General features: G+C 39.7%; 17 protein-coding genes. 15 read left to right on the top strand and 2 right to left on the bottom strand.

Annotated features, from left to right (window positions below; all coding sequences use genetic code 11):
• Nucleotides 1–32 precede the first annotated feature (32 nt).
• The 4 genes from BM102_RS02090 (at nt 33) to BM102_RS02105 (ending at nt 4,628) form a co-directional block, all read left to right on the top strand.
• Nucleotides 33–584, top strand: coding sequence for a TetR/AcrR family transcriptional regulator (locus BM102_RS02090; RefSeq protein WP_090478464.1), 552 nt, complete (start codon nt 33–35; stop codon nt 582–584).
• A 156-nt stretch (nt 585–740) separates the two neighbouring features.
• Complete coding sequence (gene fucO, locus BM102_RS02095) at nt 741–1,889, top strand: lactaldehyde reductase (RefSeq protein ID WP_090478466.1); 1,149 nt, start codon at nt 741–743, stop codon at nt 1,887–1,889.
• 186 nt (nt 1,890–2,075) lie between these two features.
• A complete protein-coding gene (pyk, locus tag BM102_RS02100; protein WP_033151523.1) occupies nt 2,076–3,491 on the top strand; it encodes a pyruvate kinase in 1,416 nt (471 codons plus the stop codon).
• Nucleotides 3,492–3,767: 276 nt separating this feature from the next.
• Nucleotides 3,768–4,628, top strand: a complete 861-nt coding sequence (locus tag BM102_RS02105; protein WP_090478468.1) for a L,D-transpeptidase — start codon at nt 3,768–3,770, stop codon at nt 4,626–4,628.
• A 43-nt stretch (nt 4,629–4,671) separates the two neighbouring features.
• On the opposite strand, the gene BM102_RS02110 is transcribed toward BM102_RS02105, so the two are convergent.
• Nucleotides 4,672–5,304: an endonuclease III domain-containing protein gene (locus tag BM102_RS02110; protein ID WP_090478470.1), complete on the bottom strand. Its 633-nt coding sequence runs from the start codon at nt 5,302–5,304 to the stop codon at nt 4,672–4,674.
• A gap of 97 nt (nt 5,305–5,401) precedes the next feature.
• On the opposite strand from BM102_RS02110, the gene pyrE reads away from it, so the two are divergent.
• The 10 genes from pyrE to BM102_RS02160 all read left to right on the top strand — a co-directional run bounded on the left by pyrE (nt 5,402) and on the right by BM102_RS02160 (nt 16,696).
• Nucleotides 5,402–6,088: an orotate phosphoribosyltransferase gene (pyrE, locus tag BM102_RS02115; RefSeq protein ID WP_044936070.1), complete on the top strand. Its 687-nt coding sequence runs from the start codon at nt 5,402–5,404 to the stop codon at nt 6,086–6,088.
• Nucleotides 6,089–6,427, top strand: coding sequence for a hypothetical protein (locus BM102_RS02120; protein ID WP_090478473.1), 339 nt, complete (start codon nt 6,089–6,091; stop codon nt 6,425–6,427).
• A gap of 3 nt (nt 6,428–6,430) precedes the next feature.
• Nucleotides 6,431–8,482 carry an aminopeptidase gene (locus tag BM102_RS02125; protein ID WP_090478475.1) on the top strand — a complete coding sequence of 684 codons (2,052 nt, stop codon included), beginning with the start codon at nt 6,431–6,433 and terminating at the stop codon, nt 8,480–8,482.
• 112 nt (nt 8,483–8,594) lie between these two features.
• Complete coding sequence (gene purE, locus BM102_RS02130; RefSeq protein WP_074790266.1) at nt 8,595–9,098, top strand: 5-(carboxyamino)imidazole ribonucleotide mutase; 504 nt, start codon at nt 8,595–8,597, stop codon at nt 9,096–9,098.
• Between the two features lie 78 nt (nt 9,099–9,176).
• A complete protein-coding gene (gene purM / locus BM102_RS02135) occupies nt 9,177–10,202 on the top strand; it encodes a phosphoribosylformylglycinamidine cyclo-ligase (RefSeq protein ID WP_033151517.1) in 1,026 nt (341 codons plus the stop codon).
• Complete coding sequence (gene purN, locus BM102_RS02140; RefSeq protein WP_044936086.1) at nt 10,202–10,825, top strand: phosphoribosylglycinamide formyltransferase; 624 nt, start codon at nt 10,202–10,204, stop codon at nt 10,823–10,825. The genes purM and purN overlap by 1 nt, the downstream gene beginning before the upstream one ends.
• A gap of 2 nt (nt 10,826–10,827) precedes the next feature.
• Nucleotides 10,828–12,096 carry a phosphoribosylamine--glycine ligase gene (purD, locus tag BM102_RS02145; protein ID WP_090478478.1) on the top strand — a complete coding sequence of 423 codons (1,269 nt, stop codon included), beginning with the start codon at nt 10,828–10,830 and terminating at the stop codon, nt 12,094–12,096.
• A 242-nt stretch (nt 12,097–12,338) separates the two neighbouring features.
• Nucleotides 12,339–13,166 (top strand): BglG family transcription antiterminator LicT, encoded by an 828-nt coding sequence (gene licT / locus BM102_RS02150; RefSeq protein ID WP_090478481.1) that lies wholly within the window; start codon nt 12,339–12,341, stop codon nt 13,164–13,166.
• Nucleotides 13,167–13,322: 156 nt separating this feature from the next.
• Complete coding sequence (locus BM102_RS02155) at nt 13,323–15,191, top strand: beta-glucoside-specific PTS transporter subunit IIABC (RefSeq protein ID WP_090478483.1); 1,869 nt, start codon at nt 13,323–13,325, stop codon at nt 15,189–15,191.
• Nucleotides 15,192–15,259: 68 nt separating this feature from the next.
• The gene (locus BM102_RS02160) at nt 15,260–16,696 is read left to right on the top strand and encodes a glycoside hydrolase family 1 protein (RefSeq protein ID WP_044936097.1); all 1,437 of its coding nucleotides are present in this window, start codon (nt 15,260–15,262) and stop codon (nt 16,694–16,696) included.
• 50 nt (nt 16,697–16,746) lie between these two features.
• Here the strand turns inward: BM102_RS02160 and BM102_RS02165 are convergent, their stop codons facing one another.
• Nucleotides 16,747–17,784, bottom strand: a complete 1,038-nt coding sequence (locus BM102_RS02165; protein ID WP_090478485.1) for an aldo/keto reductase — start codon at nt 17,782–17,784, stop codon at nt 16,747–16,749.
• A 278-nt stretch (nt 17,785–18,062) separates the two neighbouring features.
• Between BM102_RS02165 and BM102_RS02170 the strand changes: the two genes are divergently transcribed.
• Nucleotides 18,063–18,297 (top strand): transposase (locus BM102_RS02170; RefSeq protein ID WP_242942892.1); only part of this gene is annotated, 235 nt, incomplete at its 3' end.

Below are 18,297 nucleotides of genomic sequence, written 5' to 3' on the forward strand. Positions count from 1 at the left end.
AGTCATTTAGAATGATTGCGGGAGGTTTTATTATGAAATCAGACATCAAGTATAAGCTGGCAGAAGCTATGAAAACCTGCATGAAAAACACATCAGTGGAAAACATCACAGTCAAACAGATAGTTGATGTATGTGGAGTTTCGAGACAAAGCTTTTATCGCAACTTTATCGACAAATACGACCTGATAAACTGGTACTTTGACAGGCTGTTGGAACAGTCTTTTAAAGAAATGGGCCAGGGTGAAACCATTCGCGAAGGCCTTATTAAAAAGTTTGCATACATAAAGCAGGAAAGGCTTTTCTTTACAGCAGGCTTTAAAGGGGACGACCAGAATAATCTCAAGGATCATGACTTTATCATGATTTACGAGTTCTACTGTGATTTGATAAGAGAGAAGACTGGTGAGAATCTGGATAAGCATATGAGAAAGCTTCTTGAGATGTATTGTCAGGCTTCTATTTACATGACCGTTCAGTGGCTTATGAAGGGTATGAAAGAGTCTGAGGGAGAGCTGGCTGATTTGATGATAGATGCAATGCCAGATATGTTACACAAGCTATTCAAAGAGATTGATTTGGTTTAGAAAGCCTTTATTTTAGCGATTTGTGAATTTTATGAAAATGTTACACATACGTATATCTGTAACTTATATTGACACACCCTATGATGATAAAATATCAATCGTAGGGTGTGTTATTTTTTTAACACAATGTTTGTTACAAAAAAGGAGTGTATTGTTATGGCTAACAGAATTTCTTTAAATCCAACATCTTATCATGGTGCTGGTGCAATCCAGGAAGTAGTAAATGAGATTAAGGCTCATGGCTTCAAGAAAGCATTTGTTGCTTCAGATCCAGATCTTATTAAATTTGGAGTTACAGCTAAGGTTACAGATTTACTTGATAAAGCAGGTATTCCTTATGGCGTATACTCAGATATTAAACCAAATCCAACAATCGAAAATGTAAAGAATGGTGTAGAAGCATTTAAGACTTCTGGTGCAGATTGTATTGTTGCTATCGGTGGCGGATCATCTATGGACACATCAAAGGCAATTGGTATCATCATTACAAACCCAGAGTTTGCAGATGTTCGTTCACTTGAAGGTGTTGCACCTACAAAGAACCCATGCGTACCTATTATCGCAGTCCCAACAACAGCAGGTACAGCAGCAGAGGTTACAATCAATTACGTTATTACTGACGTTGAAAAGGAAAGAAAGTTTGTATGTGTAGATACAAATGATATGCCAATCGTTGCAGTTGTTGACCCAGAGATGATGTCATCAATGCCAAAGGGACTTACTGCAGCTACAGGTATGGATGCTCTTACACATGCAATTGAAGGATATACAACAAAAGCAGCTTGGGAGATGACAGATATGTTCCATCTCGAGGCTATTCGTCTTATTTCAAAGAATCTTCGCGATGCTGTTGAAAACAAAAAGGAAGGCCGTGAGGGCATGGCACTTGGCCAGTACATTGCAGGTATGGGCTTCTCAAACGTTGGTCTTGGTATTGATCATGCAATGGCTCACACACTTTCAGCACACTATGACACACCACACGGCGTAGCATGTGCTATGTTCCTTCCAATTTCTATGGAATTCAATCGCGAGTATACTGGGGAGAGACTTCGCGAGGTTGCTAGAGCTATGGGAGTAGAAGGCGTTGATAACATGACACAGGATGAGTACCGTGATGCAGCTATCGCAGCTGTTAAGAAGCTTTCTGAGGATGTTGGTATTCCAAAGACTCTTGATAAGATCAAGGAAGAGGATTTAGACCAGCTTGCAACAGATGCTCTTAATGATGCTTGCTACCCTGGAAACCCTCGTGAGGCTACAAAGGAGCAGGTAATTGACATGTTCCGTATGCTCATGGCATAAAATATGAACAAATAGTTAAAAAACAGTGTTCTGTGATTATTAGTTTCACAGGACACTTTTTTTAATATATAATAAGAAATGATTAGGATAAATGTTTACTTAAAATTTAATTAATGCTATTATAGATAGGATTTTTTTATTTTTTAGGTTAACTAAGTTTTAGTCTAAATAGAGGAGTTTTGTAGAATGAGAAAGACAAAGATTATTTGTACAATCGGACCAGCCAGCATGAATGAGGAGACTCTTACAGCTATGGCTAAGGCCGGAATGAACGTAGCAAGAATGAATTTCTCTCATGGTGATCATGAGGAGCAGGGCATGAAGATGGATTTAGTTAAGAAAGTCCGCAAAAAGCTTAACATGCCAATCGCTATCTTGCTTGATACAAAGGGACCAGAGTATCGTATTAAAACATTTAAGGATGGATCAGTTACAGTTAACGAAGGTGACACATTCATCTTCACTACTGACGATGTAGAAGGTGATCAGACTAGAGTATCAGTTACTCACAAGAACCTTCACAAGGATCTTAACGTAGGTGACGTACTTTCAGTTTGCAACGGTATCGTATTCTTCGAAGTTACAGAAATCAAAGGCCACGATGTTATTACAAAGTGTACAGCCGGCGGTACTATGAGCAACAAGAAGTCAATGAGCTTCCCTAACAAGGTTATGTCAGGCCCATACCTTTCAGAACAGGACAAGAAGGATATCCTTTTCGGTCTTGAGAATGACATCGATTTCATCGCTGCATCATTCGTTTCAACAAAGCAGGATATGATCGAGCTTAGAACATTCCTTGATGAGAATGGTGGTAAGGATGTTGAAGTTATCGCTAAGATCGAGAATCAGCCAGGTGTTGACAACGTAGATGAGATTCTTGAAATTGCTAATGGTATCATGGTTGCTCGTGGTGACCTTGGTGTTGAAATCCCATTTGTAAATCTTCCAGCAGTTCAGAAGCAGCTTATCACAAGAGCTCGTGAGCTTGGTAAGAGAGTTGTTACAGCTACAGAGATGCTTGAGTCTATGATTACAAATCCACGTCCTACACGTGCTGAAATCTCTGACGTTGCTAACGCTGTATACGATGGAACATCTGCAATCATGCTTTCAGGCGAGTCAGCTCAGGGTAAGTTCCCAGTACAGGCTGTTGCTACAATGGCAGAAATCGCAGAGACTACAGAGAACGATATCAACTACAATGGTCGTTTCCACAAGGATGACATCGCAATCGCTTCTATTCCAGACGCTGTTTGCCACTCTACATGTTCAATGGCTATCGATGTTGAGGCAAAGGCTATCGTTGCTTGCACAATGTCTGGTTACACAGCAAAGCGTGTTAGCCGTTTCCGTTGTCCAGTAGATGTTATCGCTATGACTACAGACAAAAAGGTTTGGAGAAAGCTTGCACTTAGCTGGGGTGTTACACCAGTTCTCGTTGATAAGTTCACATCACTTGATGTTATGTTCTATCATGCAGTTGGCCGTGCTAAGCAGATGCTTAACCTTAAGAGCGGAGACCGCGTAGTTCTTACAGGTGGCCCTATCGATGGTAACGTAGGTAACACAAATACAATTAAGGTAGAGAGTATTCAGTAAGATTTGAGAATTCACAGACAATTCACAACTTTTACACGACTTGAACAAAATTTTCAGTTAATATATACTCATCTCGAGAGAGATACAATTTTTTCATAACATTATTCTCCCTTTTGAAAGAGACGCTCCGCTGGCGTCTCTTTCACATTTTATAGGCATCTTTTTGTTATAAATTTTTCCAATATTCAAAAATTTCATAAAAAATAATATTTATGCTTGATTTGTTTTTGAAAACTTCATATAATCCTCAAGTATGTTTTTTTAGAGAGGTTATATATGTTTTTCAGACACAAAAAAAGTTTTATCGCAATCACACTAGTTTTATCTTTATTCTTTAGTATCAGAAGCACTTCTATTGAAGCAAAAGCTGCTACCCCATATGCTTTATATGTAAATCGTGTAGCTAATGTTGTTACTGTAATGTCTCTTGACGCACAGGGACAGTACACAATACCAGTAAAGGCTTATTTATGCTCAGTTGGAGCAAATATTGAAGATACACCAACAGGTTCTTTTACTACATCAAATTACTACGAGTGGAGAGAGCTTTTTGGAAATAGTTATGGTCGTTATGCTATCAGATTTAACGGACATATCCTTTTCCATTCAGTTCCATATGCTGCACCTACAGTTAACTCTCTCAGAGGTACTCAGTTTAATATGCTAGGACAGGGCGCATCTCAGGGCTGTGTTCGTATGGCAGTTGGTGATTTAAAGTGGATTTATGACAACTGTAAGGCTGGCACACCTGTAATTGTTTACGATGATGCTACAAATCCAGGGCCACTTGGAAGACCAGCAGCTGTTAAGCTTGATGTAAATGCAGGCCTCATTGGCTATGATCCAACAGAAGAGGCAGCATATAATCCATGGATGAACCTTGTTCCTACACAGTACTTGAAGCAGGATTCAGGTGATGGAATTATTCACGGATATGTTGGGATGGATGCTGAGGCTCTTAAGCAGTTTATCGGTGCGAGATACAGCGATGGTACAGAAGTTGATAATTGGAACTATTCAATTCAGATAAATGGAAATTACAATCCTAATGTTTCAGGAACCTATGTTGTTTGGATTAAGGTTGCAGATAACAGAGGATATACATCAGTTGAAAAACAATATACTATTCAATTATAAAAAAAGAAGCTTTGTTACAGTTTTGTAGCAAAGCTTCTTTATTTTATATACGTTTTTTACAAATATCTTCCAGACAACATCTATCACAGTAAGGAGCTGTTCTGGCAGTACAAACAGCACGGCCGTGATCAACAAGCCTATGACACAAATCGTTACCGGATTCTGCTGGAACTATCTTTCTGAGAGCCATCTCTACCTTAGTAGGATCCTTCTCATTATCAACAAGGCCAATTCTGTTAGATAATCTAATTGCATGGGTGTCAGTAACTATTGCTGGTTTGCCGAATACATCACCCAAAATGAGATTTGCAGATTTTCTACCAACTCCAGGTAGTGCTAAAAGCTCTTCCATAGTGTCAGGAACCTTTGAATCATACACGTCTCGAAGCATTTTCATGCAAGCAACGATATCCTTTGCCTTTGATTTACCCAGGCCACATGGACGAACAATTTCTTCCACATCTTTTACATCAGCATTTGCTAACGAATCAATTGTAGGAAACTTTTCGTATAGGTGAGGTACTATTTCATTGACCCTTGCATCTGTGCATTGGGCTGCAAGACGTACCGACACCAGAAGCTTCCATGCATCATCGTAATCCAGTGTGCAATCGCTATATGGATATTCCTTTTCTAATCGTTCAATTACTAATAAAGCAAGTTCTTTTTTTCTCATGGACTTATTCTAACATATAATTGAAATGAATGGCTGTGTATGTTACAATCTGAGAGGTTTTTGAAAAATATTTGGGTTTTCGATAGGAGATTAATGTATGGAAAGCTACAAGTCACAATTTATAGAGTTTATGGTGGAGTCTGACGTCCTCAAATTCGGTGATTTTACATTGAAGAGCGGGCGTAAGTCTCCTTTTTTTATGAATGCAGGTGCCTACGTTACAGGTAGCCAGCTTATGCGCCTTGGCGAGTATTATGCAAAGGCAATTCACGATGCTTACGGCGAGGACTTTGATGTTCTTTTTGGACCAGCATATAAAGGTATTCCTCTTGCAGTCATCACAGCTGAAGCGTTTTACAAGCTTTATGGCAAGGAAATCAAATACTGCAGTAATCGTAAAGAAGAAAAGGACCATGGAGCAGATATGGGTTCACTTCTTGGTTACAAGATTTCTGACGGCGACAGAGTTGTTATGATTGAGGATGTTACAACATCTGGCAAGAGCATGGAAGAAACAGTTCCAATCGTTAGAGCTCAGGGTGATGTTACAATTGTTGGCCTTATGGTTTCTTTAAACCGTCAGGAGGTTGGTCTTTCAGGAGACAAATCAAAGACAGCACTTGATGAAGTTGCAGAAACATACGGCTTCAAGACAGGCGCAATTGTTTCAATGGATGAAGTTGTAGAGCATCTATACAACAGAGAGTGCCAGGGCAAGGTCGTTATCGACGACGATATGAAGGCACGTATCGATGCATATTATAAGGAATATGGAGTTCAGTAAATGGCACGTAGTCGTTTTCATAGACGAAGCTCCTATGGCAATCAACTAAAAGCATTGCCAATGGAAGCTATGTATTCAGCAGGAGTTTCGTTGATTTCACTAATTATATATGGTGGCATTATTACCGCCTCAGTTTATATGTCAGGCGAGACACCTCGCTGGCTTGGCGGCGGCCTTGGAACTTTAGGCTTTCTCGTAGCTTTTGGAGCATTTGTTTACAATGTGGGCCAAATGAAGACTAAGACGGAGCTTAAATACAGAATTGTATGCCTTGCTATCAGCTCAGTTATTATGATAGTTTGGATAACAACACTTATTATTGGATTGATTAGAGGTTAGCATATGAGCAGTACTTTTTACAAAGAGTCTGATGATATAATGGAACGCTTTGAGCTTGCTACAGAGCGCATATCTCAGATAAAAGAAGATAAAGAATTACCTGAGAATCTTCAGGCGTATTTTAATCAGGTGGCAGATTTCGTGATGACGGTTCTTCCAATCATGAATAAAGCTATCGATGGAACACTTGCTGAGCGCAGTCTCGAGCAGTGTCAGGCAGACAATAAAACTATTTTTTCTATTTACGAAAAAGATAATTATGAGAATAGCTTTCTTTGCCCTACATATGCAGTAGAAAAGCTTGGTGAAGAAGTAGGTGGGCCTCTTTCGGCAGCATTCTATTCTATCGCAAGCATTATCGAAGCTGCTTTTGCAGGTAGAGTTGATAAGTTTACAATCTATTGTGAGCTTCTTCTTCAGCTTTATGGAGAATGCCAAATCGAGGACGAAGATAAATATCGTCGTGAAAGCATTTTAAATGCTCTTTATTCATTCAAGCATGATTATTGCCAGATGTTCTTATCAGAGCAGATTATATCAATGGTTGATCCTGAATATGATTTCTACACAAGAATCATCATGGAGGACGATCTTTCAGATGATAGATATATGTACAAATATGGTATGTATATCGGACCAAATGAGCTTGGAATTGCAGCCCACTTGCGTAGCCTTCCACACGAAGATGTTGTGGCTATGGCACAGACTTACGTTCAGGGCTACATCAAAGGCTTTGAGGTAACTGGCAAGGATATTTCTATCAAAGATACAGTTGGTGTCAATGCTCCGGTTGGATTTGAGCTTATGACTCGTGAAGCAATTCGCCTTTTCGACGAAGCAGGCCTTGCAGCTACTGTTAGATTTGGTGGCACATCATCTCGCAACCTTTTCTCAAGCGTACCTAACAAGCAGTGCGAGTATGATCACAAGGATGACAGCGCATACTACTGGGATAAGGGCATGGCAGACAGATTCCTTGAGGTTCAAAAGAACACTCTTGAAAAGCACAAAGAGCTTGCTGCAGTATATGGTGGCCCAGCTGTCATCGAGACATTTGGAGAGGTTCCATTTGAACCAGCTAATAGAGATGCAAATGCAGTATACTCTGACAAGCAAAATGAGCTTAATGTTTACTATGCAAGCCAGAATGGTCAGATAAACAATCAATACATCAAGGGAGAAGAGCGTAGCTTTACAATTATTGCTTATCCTATCCCTGAGATTGGTAAGGACTTCAATGAAATCTTTAACGAGACAGTTGCTGTAAACACAATGGATTATGAGCTTTATAAGAATATCCAGCAGCACATCATCGACGTATTAGATCAAGGTGAAAAGGTTCACGTTACAGGCCGTGGAGAAAATCACACTGATATTACAGTTAAGCTTCATCACTTGGATGACCCTGCACACCAGACTAATTTCGAAAACTGCGTTGCAGATGTAAATATTCCGGTAGGTGAGGTATTTACAAGCCCAGAGCTTGAGGGAACAAATGGTGTTCTTCATGTAACTCAGGTATATCTTAATGAGCTTGGATACCGCAATCTTGAAATGAAGTTTGAAGATGGTAAGATTGTTTCATACACATGTAGCAATTTTGACACTGAAGAAGAAAATAAAAAATATATTTACGACAATGTTCTGCATAAGCATGAAACACTTCCTATGGGAGAGTTTGCTATCGGAACAAATACCAGAGCTTTTGTAATGGGGCAGAAATATTCCATTGCAGATAAGCTTCCAATCCTTATAGCAGAAAAAACAGGTCCACACTTTGCAGTAGGTGATACATGCTATTCTCACGCCGAGGATGTGCCTATGTACAATCCAGATGGCAAGGAATGCATTGCAAGAGACAATTCTTGCTCACTACTTCGTAAGACGGACTTTTCAAAGGCATATTTTAATTGCCACACAGATATTACAATTCCTTACTATGAGTTAGGGGATATCACAGTTATTACAGCGGATGGCCGTGAGCTTCCAATCATACGCGAAGGTCGCTTCGTCGTCCCAGGTACGGAAGAACTCAATAAGGCATTAGATATGTAAAAATAGCAAGTAGGCAACAAGCTCTTAGATCTCTCAAGCGAGACGTTCTAGTCGAGTGGAGAGATACTAAGGCTTGTTGCCGTGACTTGCGAGATATATGGAGGATAATGGAATGGCAAAGGTAAGTATAGTTATGGGTAGCGACAGCGATATGCCGGTAATGGCAAAGGCTGTAGAAGTACTTGAGAGATTTGGCGTAGATTACGAGATGAGAATTATCTCAGCTCATCGTGAGCCAGATGTTTTCTTTGAGTATGCAAAGGGCGCAAAAGATAGAGGCGTTCAGGTTATTATCGCTGGAGCAGGCAAGGCAGCACATTTGCCTGGTATGTGTGCAGCATTATTCGAAGGGCCTGTTGTTGGTATCCCAATGAAGACTAGCGACCTTGGTGGTGTAGATTCACTCTATTCTATTGTTCAGATGCCTACAGGTGTACCTGTAGCTACAGTTGCCATCAATGGCGGTGCAAATGCAGGTATACTTGCAGTTAAAATGCTTGCTATGGCGGACTCTGCCCTTGCAAGCAAACTCCACGATTTTATCGTAGAGCAGAAAGAGTCAGTTGAGAAAAAAGACGGGCAGCTTCAAGCTGACGGTTATAAATCATTTTTGTAGATATGTAGAAGGAAACTCTTTTAATTAAGGGTTTCCTTTTATTTATAAAATTTTGAACAAGAAACAAAGGAGAGAAACATGGATTACAAGAGTTCAGGAGTAGATATCGAGGCAGGATATGAGTCAGTGGAGCTCATGAAGAAGTTTGTAAAGGGCACTATGAGACCAGAGGTACTTGGTGGCCTTGGCGGATTTTCAGGAGCATTTGATTTGAGTGCTATCAAGAACATGGATGAGCCAGTTCTTTTATCTGGCACAGACGGTTGTGGAACAAAGGTAAAGCTTGCATTCCTTATGGATAAGCATGACACAATCGGAATTGATGCTGTTGCAATGTGTGTTAACGACGTTGCATGTGCAGGTGGAGAGCCACTTTTCTTCCTTGATTATATTGCATGCGGAAAGAACATCCCTGAAAAGATTGCTACAATCGTTAGCGGTGTAGCAGAAGGATGTAAGCAGTCTGGCTGCGCCCTTGTAGGTGGTGAAACAGCAGAGCACCCAGGTCTTATGCCTGAGGAAGAGTACGATCTTGCTGGTTTTGCAGTAGGTATTGTTGATAAAAAGGATATTATTACAGGTGAAACACTTAAGGATGGAGATGTACTTATTGGTATGGCTTCTACAGGTGTTCATTCAAATGGTTTCTCTCTTGTTCGTAAGATTTTCGATATGACAAAGGAAAGTCTTGATACATATTATGATGAGCTTGGAACAACTCTTGGCGAGGCTTTAATTGCTCCAACACGTATTTACGTTAAGGCTCTTAAAGCTGTTAAGGATGCAGGTGTTAGAGTAAAGGCTTGCTCACATATTACAGGTGGCGGTTTCTACGAGAATATTCCACGTATGCTTCCAGAAGGAAAGCGTGCTGTAGTAGAGAAGGATTCTTATGAAGTTCCTGCAATCTTCAAGCTTATGGCTAAGAAGGGCAATGTTTCTGAGCAGATGATGTACAACACATACAATATGGGACTTGGAATGATTGTAGCAGTTGATCCAGCTGACGTTGATAAGACAATGGAAGCTATGCGCTCTGCTGGGGACACACCATATGTTGTTGGTAAGATTGTTGACGGAGAAAAGGGAGTAGATTTAGTTTAATGAGAATAGCAGTTTGCGTATCTGGCGGTGGCACAAACCTCCAGGCAATCATTGATAAGATTAACTCAGGCGAGATTCATAATACTGAAATAGCTGTTGTTATATCTAACAATAAAAATGCATATGCTTTAGAGCGTGCTGCAAAGGCGGGAATCGAAGGGGTTTGTATTTCGCCTAAGGATTATGAGAATCGAGAAGCATTTAATAAGTCTTTTTTGGAGAAATTGAATTCATATAATGTAGATCTAGTTGTATTGGCGGGATTTTTAGTAGTAATACCGGAGGAAATGATTCGTCAGTACAGAAATAGAATCATTAATATTCATCCATCTTTGATCCCAAGTTTTTGCGGTACAGGATTTTATGGCTTAAAGGTTCATGAAGGGGTTCTTGAACGTGGTGTAAAAGTCACTGGAGCAACATGCCACTTTGTGGATGAAGGTACAGATACTGGCCCAATCATTCTCCAGAAGGCTGTAGAGGTAATGGAGGATGATACTCCAGAAACACTTCAGCGCCGAGTAATGGAGCAGGCTGAGTGGATAATTATGCCACGCGCAATCGATTTAATTGCCCGCGGATGTGTATCTGTGGTTGATGGAAAGGTAAAAATAGGAGAATAAGAATGAAAGTATTAATTGTAGGTAGCGGTGGAAGAGAGCATGCAATTGCGCTTGCTGTTTCTAAAAGCTCTAAGGTTGACAAGATTTACTGTGCACCAGGTAATGCAGGTATTGCGGAGCTTGCAGAGTGCGTGGATATTAAGGCTATGGAGTTTGATAAGCTTGTAGCTTTTGCAAAGGAAAATGCTATTGATCTTACAATCATTGGCATGGATGACCCACTTGTAGGTGGAGTTGTAGATAAGTTTGAGGAAGCTGGCCTTCGTTGCTTTGGTCCTAGAAAGAATGCTGCTATCCTTGAAGGCTCAAAGGCATTCTCAAAGGATTTAATGAAAAAATATAATATCCCAACAGCGGGTTATGAGAACTTCACAGATCCTGAGGCGGCTTTAAAGTACCTTGAAACTTGCAAATATCCAATCGTACTTAAGGCAGATGGACTTGCTCTTGGTAAGGGTGTGCTCATTTGTGAAACACATGAGGATGCGGTTGCAGGTGTTGCAGAAATCATGCAGGACAAGAAATTCGGTGATGCCGGCAATACAATGGTAGTAGAGGAATTCATGACAGGTCGTGAGGTTTCTGTTCTTTCATTTGTTGATGGCAATACAGTAAAAATCATGTCTTCAGCCCAGGACCACAAGCGTGCAGGCGATGGAGATACAGGTCTTAACACAGGTGGAATGGGTAATTTCTCTCCATCCCCATTCTTCAAAAAGGAGATTGAGGATTTCTGCCAGAAGAATATTTTCCAGCCTACAGTTGACGCTATGAAGGCTGAGGGACGAGAGTTTAAGGGCGTGATTTTCTTCGGTCTTATGCTCACAGAAGAGGGACCAAAGGTTCTTGAGTATAATGCCAGATTTGGTGATCCAGAAGCTCAGGTTGTCCTTCCACGTCTTCAGAATGATATTATTGATGTTATGGAAGCTTGTATTGATGGAAAGTTAGATCAGATTGATCTTAAGTTTTCAGATGAGGCCGCAGTATGTGTAGTTCTTGCATCAGATGGATATCCTGTAAAGTACGAAAAGGGATTCCCTATTACGGGCTTTGAAAAGTTCAACAACAAGGATTATTACTGTTTCCATGCTGGAACAGCTAAAAATGACAAAGGCGAAATCGTTACTAATGGTGGACGTGTGCTTGGTATCACAGCTCTCGGCAAAGATTTAGTAGAGGCTAGAGCAAAAGCATACGAAGCAACAGAGTGGATTGATTTTGAAAATAAATATATGAGACACGACATTGCTAATGCCATCCTTAAATAAAATTGTGTTTTAATTGTGAATTTGTACAAAAAGGCAAAAGCACTTTTTTGCAAAACTCCAAAATTTGTGTGCAGCTCTTTACAGGAGAGGGATTTCCATGTAAAGTAGTTGCATAACAAATTTTGGATTGTTACTGTTCGATGTTCGTACAGGCAAGACTGAATCATATCCCAGAGTCGTGTGTATGACTTTTATTTTTGGTGGGGTAGGTTCGGTCATTTTTTGTTTATAAGAGAGTATTTATGAAAATTAAAAAAGTTCTTAACAACAATGCTGCATTGGCATCAGATGAAAACGGAAATGAAATAATATATACAGGCTGTGGAATTTGTTTTCAGAAACGTCCAGGAGATGAGCTTGATGAAAGCAAAATCGAAAAGACTTTTGTAATGGAAAAAGCAAATGAACAGTTCTTAAAGCTGGTTTCTGAAATGCCGTACGAAGAGATTCAGGTTGCAGATGAAATAATTAAATATGCATCTGAGAATCTTGGCAAAAGACTTTGCAACAACATTTACATCACTCTCACAGACCATTTGGGATTTGCTATAGAACGAAGCAAAAGCGGTACATTTTTAAAAAACAAACTTTTGTGGGAAATCAAAAACTACTATAAAGTTGAATACAACCTAGGATGTCATGCTCTTGAAATTATAAAGGACAAGCTTGGAGTTGAACTTCCAGAAGATGAGGCTGGCTTCTTTGCACTTCATATCGTAAATGCGGAATTAGATGGAAACATCCATCACACTATGGAAGCACCAGAAATCATCGATGACATCATCAGCATAGTTAAATATACATACAAGAAAGATTTGGATGAAGATTCCTTCTCATATGAAAGATTCATCACTCATCTGAAATATTTCTTACAGAGAGCTGAGCGTAATGCTTATTACGAACCTCAGGATCCAGGAATCTTCGAAATTATTATGGAGAGATTCCCAGAGGCATACAATTGTGCCACACGTATTAAAAGCTACATGGAATCAAAATATCCAGAAAAGCTTACAGACGAAGAAATGTTGTACCTTACAGTACACATTGCTCGAATAACAGATAGAGATTAACCAGGGATGGTTACGGCGTTAGAGTCGGCTAGACCCGTACGATAATCATATAGTCAATCAGGCTATAGCTTTGTCGTGCGGGTTTTTTTATTAGGTAATATTCAGTCCAGTGCGCAGGGGCTGTATAGTATATAAGAGAAAAAGGAGAAACAAATTATGGCAAGCAAATATGATGGCTTGGCTCGCATCATTATCCAGAATGTGGGCGGAAAAGACAACATTCAAAGTATTACACATTGTGTAACAAGACTCAGATTTTCACTTAAAGACGAAAGCAAAGCAAACACAGACATTTTAAAAGAGACAGACGGAATCGTTACAGTAATTCAGTCTGGCGGTCAGTACATGGTAGTTATTGGAAATCATGTACCACAGGTATTCGACGCAGTTATCAGCGTAGGACATCTTGAAAGCAAATCTGCATTAGCAGGTGGAAATGAAATCGAATCAACAGGAAAGCAAAATCCTTTCAATGCATTTATTAGCATCATTACTAGTGTGTTCACACCATTCCTTGGAGTGCTCTGTGCATGCGGTATTTTAAAGGGTGTACTTGCACTTCTTACAGCAATTGGGGTTATGTCTGCAGCAGGCGGAACATACAACTTCCTTTACTCACTTGGCGACGCAGCATTCTACTTCTTACCACCAATTCTTGGTATGACAGCAGCAAAGAAGTTCAAGCTTCCAGAGATGGAAGGCTTACTTATTGGTCTTGCTATGGTTTATCCATACTTGACAGGCGGAGATTATGACATTTCAAACTTATTTGGAATCCCAGTTTCAATGCCACCTTCAGGAAACTATACATCATCAGTTATTCCTGTTATCCTTGCAGTAGCATTTGCTGCATGGTTTGAAAACAAGTGTGTTAAGAAAATTGTTCCAGATACAATCAAGTTATTCGGTGTTCCACTTATCACATTGTTTGTAACATTCGTATTAACAATCTTTATCATTGGACCAGTTGCTTCTGCAATTGCTAACGTACTTGCATTGTTCTTCAATACATTAAATGCATTAAGCCCAATCCTTATGGGTGCAGTTGTTGGTTTCTTCTGGCAGATACTTGTTATGTTTGGTCTTCATTGGTCACTTGTACCAATCGCATTATCAAACCTTTCAACATCAGGTGAGGATATCATTCTTGTAGCTATGCTTGGTACAACATTTGCTCAGACAGGTGCTGTTCTTGGTATCTGGCTCAAGACAAAAGATAAAAAGATTAAGTCACTTGCACCAGCTGCATTCGTTTCTGGTCTTGCAGGTGTTACTGAGCCAGCTATTTATGGTCTTACACTTCCAAAGAAGGCTCCATTCTTCCGTACATGCGTTATCGCAGGCGTTGCAGGTGCAGTTCTTTGTACAATGGGCGTAAAGGCATATCAGATGGCAGGTATGGGTGTATTCGCATACCCAGCATATGTAAATACTTCTACAAATGATACAAGAGGCATGATTATCTCAATTGTTGTTACTTTAGCATGTGTAGTTGCTGGATTCCTTTCAGAGCTTATTTTCTACAAGGATGACGCTCCAGCAAAGAAGGAAGTAAAGGTTGAAGGTTCAGCACAGGCTGAGACACTTGCAGCTCCAATCAAAGGTGAATTAAAGCAGTTATCAGATATTGCTGATGCAGCATTCTCTTCAGGTGCAATGGGCAAGGGTATTGCAATTGCTCCATCAGAAGGAAAGGTTTACGCTCCAGCAGATGGTACAATTACAGCATTCTTTGCAACAGGTCATGCAATCGGTATTACAACTGACAAGGGTGCAGAAATTATTATCCATGTAGGTATGGACACTGTTAAGCTTGAGGGTAAAGGCTTTGAACCAAAGGTTAAGCAGGGAGATAAGGTAAAGAAGGGTGACCTTTTATTAGAATTTGATATTGATTATATTACTTCAGAAGGATACTCTGTTGATACACCAGTTATCATTACAAATACACCAAAGTATGATGACGTTATTCCTACAGATGCTGCTTCAGCTGCAGTAGGTGATACACTTATTACATTACTATAGTTATAAAAATGGGTTGAAGGATAGACTTCAACCCAGCTTATGAAATATTTAGAAAGCGAGGCTTAAAAATGAGTACATTTAGAGAAGATTTCTTATGGGGAGGCGCAGTAGCCGCAAACCAGTTTGAGGGGGCATGGGACGTAGATGGTAAAGGAGCATCCGTGTCAGATATGTGCACAAATGGAAGCCACACAACTCCAAAGCGTGTAACTACTAAAATTGAAGAGGGTACTCTCTATCCTTCACATGAGGCAATAGACTTTTATCATCACTATGAAGAAGATATTGCACTCTTTGCTGAAATGGGATTCAAGGTGTTCCGTACATCAATTAACTGGACTAGAATTTTCCCTACAGGAATGGAATCAGAGCCAAACGAGGCAGGTCTTGCTTTCTATGACAAGGTTTTTGATTGCTGCAAAAAGCATGGTATTGAGCCACTTGTAACTATTTCTCACTATGAGTTGCCATATGCTCTTGTTGAGAAATACAACGGATGGGAGGGCAGAGAGCTTATCGAGTACTTTATGAATTATTGCAAGGCTATCTTTGCAAGATATAAAGGAAAGGTAAAGTATTGGCTAACTTTCAACGAAATCAATGCAGGTACAATGCCACTTGGTGCAGTTTTATCTACAGGTACTATCAAGGGATATTCAGGTCCTGTTACAGAAGTTCCAAATAAGCCACAGGAGAGATTCCAGGCACTTCATCATCAGTTTGTTGCATCAGCACTTGCAGTTAAGTATGCCCATGACAACTATCCTGAGTACAAGTTAGGTAACATGATTTGCTTCGTAACATCATACCCAGCAACATGCAATCCAGCTGATATTATTGCAAATCAGGAGCATATGAGAGAGGTTAACTGGTATTGTTCAGATGTTCAGGTTCGTGGTGAATATCCAGCATATGCTCAGAGCATTTGGGACAAGCATGGCATCACAATCAAAATGGAGCCAGGAGATGCAGAAATTCTTAAGCAGGGTACTGTTGACTTCTACACATTCAGCTACTATATGTCAAATGTAATCAGTGGTGATCCAGAGGCAAATAAGGGCGAAGGAAACCTTATTGCAGGCGGAAAGAACCCATACCTTGAATCATCAGATTGGGGATGGCAGATTGACCCACAAGGACTTAGATATTCTCTTAATGAAATCTATGACAGATATCGTATTCCTCTTATGGTTGTTGAAAATGGACTTGGAGCAAAGGACGAGATTGAGGCTGATGGTTCAATAAACGACGACTATAGAATTGATTACCTCAGAAAGCATATTTCAGAAATGAAAAAGGCAGTAGAGGACGGTGTAGATTTGATGGGCTACACACCATGGGGATGTATTGATTTGGTTAGTGCATCAACAGGTGAAATGGCAAAGAGATACGGCTTCATTTATGTAGAAAAATACGACGATGGAACAGGCACTCTTGCTCGTAGAAAGAAGAAATCTTTTGATTGGTACAAGAACGTAATCGAATCAAATGGTGAGAATCTTTAATACATGTGTTTAATAAAAGGCAGTCTAGCAATGCTAGGCTGCCTTTAGTGTTATTGAACTTTCCTATTTCCTGCAAGAACTTCATGATAATCTTCGAGGTTCTTTCTTAAAAGTGTTGGAATCTGTAATTCGTATGGACAATGTGTCATGCATTTGCCACATTCAACACAATCATTTATCTTTTCCATTTCTGCTTGCCAGTACTCATTTAACCAACTTGCACTTGGTGCACGTCTAAGCATAAGAGACATGCGATTGCACTGGTTAATCTGAATTCCCACAGTACAAGGCATACAATAGCCACAACCTCTGCAGAAATCACCCATTAGCTCTTTTCTTTCTTTTTCAATAAAAGCTTTGATACTGTCATCCATGGTAGGAGTGCTATCCATAAAGGCAAGCCACTCATCTAATTCAGATTCACGTTGAATACCCCAAATTGGAACTGCACCATCGAATTGAGATATGAAGGCCATAGCAGCTTTTGAATTGGTGATTAGTCCGCCGGCTAGACCTTTCATAGAAATAAATCCCATTTCATGCTTGTTACATAGATGGATTAACTCCACTTCTTTGTCTGTTGCTAAATAGCTCATTGGATACTGTAATGTCTCGTATAAACCAGATTCAATGATTTCTTTTGCTACTCCAAGCTTGTGAGCTGTACCGCCAATATGTCTAATCTTACCTTGGCGCTTGGCTTCTACTAAGCATTCGTAAAGCCCGGTGCCATCTCCTGGTTTAAAACATTGAGGCATCATATGTAACTGATATATATCGATATAGTCGGTCTTTAGGTTTGTTAGTGAAGTATCTAAATCTTTCCAGAATTCTTCTGGTGTTTTTGCAGCAGTTTTTGTTGCAATAATAATATCTTCACGTTCAACATAGCCTGTTCCAAATGCTTCACCTAATTTGATTTCGCTGTCGCTGTATGCTCTTGCAGTATCAAAGAATCGCATACCACCATCGTAAGCTTTTCTAAGAATTCTAACTGCTTCTTCAATGCTAACACGTTGAATAGGCAATGCACCAAATCCATTTTGAGGAACTTTTATGCCAGTTTTTCCTAAAATGATATCTTTCATTTAGAAATCCTCCTATTACATATTTAATTGTTGCTGATATTTTATCATGTAGGAGAGAATAAAGTCTAATTTTACTTGAAAATGTGGTAATTCTTAGATAGATTAATTATAGGAGGAAGTATTAATGTTAAAAGTCACTTTAAAGATTGAAGGAATGATGTGCGGCGATAAAGCCCATATAATGGTGTAAATTCAAAAATTTAATAAAAAGAGCCAAGTGCTCATCTTTCAGTTAAAATTAAGTTACCACACAAAACATAATTGAAAGGATGAATACTATGGCTCAATTACATTTTACATTGGATCATGACTTTTTTGTAGGACTTTTCTCTGAAACTAAGGATGAAGCATTTGGCAAGCTTATGGAAGCTTTACTTAATCAAGTTCTCTTAGCAGAATCATCCGAGCAACTTGGTGCCGAAAACTATGAACGTACTTCTGAAAGGTCCGATTATCGAAATGGAACAAGAACCAGAAGTTTAACTACACGCATTGGAAAAATAGAATTACAGG

The organism is Pseudobutyrivibrio sp. JW11, assembly GCF_900115355.1.
GTDB classification, from domain to species: Bacteria; Bacillota; Clostridia; order Lachnospirales; family Lachnospiraceae; genus Pseudobutyrivibrio; species Pseudobutyrivibrio ruminis.

Bases quoted from the DNA above. Each gene is read 5' to 3' on its own strand.
- BM102_RS02110 (WP_090478470.1), bottom strand. From the start codon at position 5,304: ATGAGAAAAAAAGAACTTGCTTTATTAGTAATTGAACGATTAGAAAAG.
- pyrE (WP_044936070.1), top strand. From the start codon at position 5,402: ATGGAAAGCTACAAGTCACAATTTATAGAGTTTATGGTGGAGTCTGAC.
- purE (WP_074790266.1), top strand. From the start codon at position 8,595: ATGGCAAAGGTAAGTATAGTTATGGGTAGCGACAGCGATATGCCGGTA.
- purD (WP_090478478.1), top strand. From the start codon at position 10,828: ATGAAAGTATTAATTGTAGGTAGCGGTGGAAGAGAGCATGCAATTGCG.
- BM102_RS02160 (WP_044936097.1), top strand. From the start codon at position 15,260: ATGAGTACATTTAGAGAAGATTTCTTATGGGGAGGCGCAGTAGCCGCA.
- BM102_RS02120 (WP_090478473.1), top strand. From the start codon at position 6,089: ATGGCACGTAGTCGTTTTCATAGACGAAGCTCCTATGGCAATCAACTA.
- BM102_RS02155 (WP_090478483.1), top strand. From the start codon at position 13,323: ATGGCAAGCAAATATGATGGCTTGGCTCGCATCATTATCCAGAATGTG.
- purN (WP_044936086.1), top strand. From the start codon at position 10,202: ATGAGAATAGCAGTTTGCGTATCTGGCGGTGGCACAAACCTCCAGGCA.
- licT (WP_090478481.1), top strand. From the start codon at position 12,339: ATGAAAATTAAAAAAGTTCTTAACAACAATGCTGCATTGGCATCAGAT.
- BM102_RS02090 (WP_090478464.1), top strand. From the start codon at position 33: ATGAAATCAGACATCAAGTATAAGCTGGCAGAAGCTATGAAAACCTGC.
- fucO (WP_090478466.1), top strand. From the start codon at position 741: ATGGCTAACAGAATTTCTTTAAATCCAACATCTTATCATGGTGCTGGT.
- BM102_RS02125 (WP_090478475.1), top strand. From the start codon at position 6,431: ATGAGCAGTACTTTTTACAAAGAGTCTGATGATATAATGGAACGCTTT.
- BM102_RS02165 (WP_090478485.1), bottom strand. From the start codon at position 17,784: ATGAAAGATATCATTTTAGGAAAAACTGGCATAAAAGTTCCTCAAAAT.
- purM (WP_033151517.1), top strand. From the start codon at position 9,177: ATGGATTACAAGAGTTCAGGAGTAGATATCGAGGCAGGATATGAGTCA.
- pyk (WP_033151523.1), top strand. From the start codon at position 2,076: ATGAGAAAGACAAAGATTATTTGTACAATCGGACCAGCCAGCATGAAT.
- BM102_RS02105 (WP_090478468.1), top strand. From the start codon at position 3,768: ATGTTTTTCAGACACAAAAAAAGTTTTATCGCAATCACACTAGTTTTA.